Raw genomic sequence first — 2317 nt, forward strand, 5'->3', positions numbered from 1 at the left:
GGGTGAGGGGGGCGGCGACGACGATGGTGCCGGCGCGGCCGCGGCCGGCGATGTGGCCGTCGTCGACGAGCCGCTGGTAGGCCTCGGTGACGACGCCGCGCGAGACGCGCAGTTCGGCGGCCAGGACGCGGGTCGGCGGGAGGCGCCCGCCGACGGGCAGGCGGCCGTCGGCGATGGCGGCGCGGAGGTTGCGCGCGAGCCAGTCCGACAGGCCGCCGGGCGGGGCGTCGGCGGGGTCGAGCTGCAGGAAGTCCGACCCCCGGATTATGGCCCGGTCGGGTTCGTCGTCTTTGGACCTGTGCACCGGGCCATTGTGGACCCCAGGGTGATCCCATGGAGACGACGAACACGGCCATGACGCCCGCCGGGTACGTGCACGGGTACTCCGGGCGGGAGGCGCGGCGGCTCGGCGACCAGGCCGACGCGCTCGCCGAGCTGCTGCACGCCGGGACGTCCTATCCGGCGGGCAGCCGGGTGCTGGAGGCCGGCTGCGGGGTCGGCGCGCAGACGGTGCACCTGGTGAGCCGCTCCCCCGGCGCGCACGTGACCGCGCTGGACGTGTCGGCCGCGTCGCTCGCGCAGGCCCGCGCCCGGGTGGCGGCATCGTGCCCGGGGGCGCGCGTGCAGTGGTGCCGCGCCGACCTGTACGACCTGCCGTTCGCCGGCGCCGCGTTCGACCACGTGTTCGTCTGCTTCGTGCTGGAGCACCTGCGGGATCCGGGCGGTGCGCTGGCGCGGCTGCGGCGGGTGCTGCGGCCGGGCGGGACGCTAACGGTCATCGAGGGCGACCACGGGTCGGCGTTCCTGCACCCCGACAGCGCCCACGCCCGCGCCGCGATCGCCGATCTGGTGGCGCTGCAGGCCGCGGCGGGCGGGGACGCGCTGATCGGGCGGCGGCTGCGGCCGCTGCTGGCCGCCGCCGGGTACGCGGGGATCGCCGCCGGGCCCCGCACGGTGTACACCGATCGGGACCGTCCGGCGCTGGCCGAGTCGTTCACTCTGGACACCTTCACCGCGATGGTGGCGGCCGTGCGCGGTGACGCCGTCGCGGCGGGGCTGGCCACGCCCGCCGACTGGGACCGCGGTGTCGCCGACCTGCGGCGGGCCGCCGGGCCGGACGGGACGTTCCACTACACGTTCTTCAAGGCGACGGCCGTGAACCCCGGGTGAGGCGCGGGTGCGGCACTGGTGGGATGCGCTCAGTCGTCGGGCAGGAGCGGGCCGAGGGGCCCGAGGTCGAGGTTGAGGTCGTGGTCGTCGAGGCCGAAGTGGTCCTTGAGCCGGGTCATGGCCTCCTCCAGCCGCATCAGCGCCAGCCCGAGGTCCTCGACCTGCTGGTCGGTGAGGTCGCCGCCCTCGGCGCGGCGCAGCGCCTGCCGTTCCATCAGCTGCCGGATCAGCTCGACCAGCGTCAGGACGAGCTTGACCAGGTCCCGCTCGACCGTCTCGGGGTCGGACCGCAGCCGCTGCATCGTCCGGGACGAGCGTTCCCGCAGGTCCCGTTCGCGGGCCGGGGCCGCCCGCACCGGGGCGGACGCGGAGGCGCCGCCGGTGCGGCCGGCGAGGATGTCGTCGGTGAACGGGTCGCCCACCGCGGGGTCGCGCACCGACACCTCCCCCGTCACCGGTTCGCGGGCACGGCCGCCGTCGCGGCGGTCGCGGGGGTCGCGGGGGTCGCGGGGGTCTGGGTCGGATCGGGTCACGGGCCCTCCTCCTCGGGCAGCAGCTCGTCGCGGACGGTGGTGATCAGCGCCCGCAGCGACACCTGCACCAGGTCGACCCCGGCGATCGAGATCACCAGGTCGCCGGCGATGACGACGCCGCCCGCCAGCAGCCGGTCCAGCAGGTCGACCAGCGCGATCCGCTCCAGCGGGGCGTCGCCGGCGTGGTCCAGGACGGCCGTCACGCGTCCCCCGGTGCGCGGGCGGGCGTCGCGGCGGCGGTGTCGATGAAGGAGTACGGCGGCCACGGCCCCGTCACCTCCACCTCGATGCCCGCCAGCCGCTCCCCCGCGGCCCGCGTCACCGCGAGGAAGCCCTCCACCTGCTCCTCGTCCAGCAGGTAGGCGGCGTTGAGGATCTGGGTGCCCGGCCGGCCCGACAGGCGCGGGTCCTGCGGCGGATGGTGCCGGGACGCCACCGCGTGGTCGGCGAGCTCGGCGTGCACGGCGCCGGCCTGCTCGCTCACCCGGCGGCCGGCGTCGGCGCGGCGCCGGCGCTCCTGCTGCCGGCGCCGCAGGTACGCCGTCCCGACCCCGCCCGAAGAGCCGGCGGCCGGGTCGTCGGCGGGGTCGGCGGCGGGCTGGGGGCCGGTGAGG

General features: G+C 77.1%; 5 protein-coding genes. 1 reads left to right on the forward strand and 4 read right to left on the reverse strand.

The features are described from left to right. The coding region (locus E1284_RS40255; protein WP_131945368.1) for a GntR family transcriptional regulator at positions 1-304 on the reverse strand (304 nt) is incomplete at its 3' end. A 29-nt stretch (positions 305-333) separates the two neighbouring features. On the opposite strand from E1284_RS40255, the gene E1284_RS40260 reads away from it, so the two are divergent. Next, the gene (locus E1284_RS40260; protein ID WP_207924244.1) at positions 334-1170 is read left to right on the forward strand and encodes a methyltransferase domain-containing protein; all 837 of its coding nucleotides are present in this window, start codon (positions 334-336) and stop codon (positions 1168-1170) included. A gap of 29 nt (positions 1171-1199) precedes the next feature. On the opposite strand, the gene E1284_RS43535 is transcribed toward E1284_RS40260, so the two are convergent. From E1284_RS43535 to E1284_RS40275, 3 genes are all read right to left on the reverse strand, one after another. Then, positions 1200-1703, reverse strand: a complete 504-nt coding sequence (locus tag E1284_RS43535) for a gas vesicle protein K (RefSeq protein WP_243715048.1) — start codon at positions 1701-1703, stop codon at positions 1200-1202. Continuing rightward, on the reverse strand, positions 1700-1906 hold the full coding sequence (locus E1284_RS40270; RefSeq protein WP_131945369.1) for a gas vesicle protein: 207 nt from the start codon (positions 1904-1906) through the stop codon (positions 1700-1702). Before E1284_RS40270 ends, E1284_RS43535 begins: the two co-directional genes overlap by 4 nt. Next, the coding region (locus E1284_RS40275; protein WP_207924245.1) for a GvpL/GvpF family gas vesicle protein at positions 1903-2317 on the reverse strand (415 nt) is incomplete at its 5' end. The genes E1284_RS40270 and E1284_RS40275, both read right to left, overlap by 4 nt.

The organism is Actinomadura bangladeshensis, assembly GCF_004348335.1.
Classification (GTDB): domain Bacteria; phylum Actinomycetota; class Actinomycetes; order Streptosporangiales; family Streptosporangiaceae; genus Spirillospora; species Spirillospora bangladeshensis.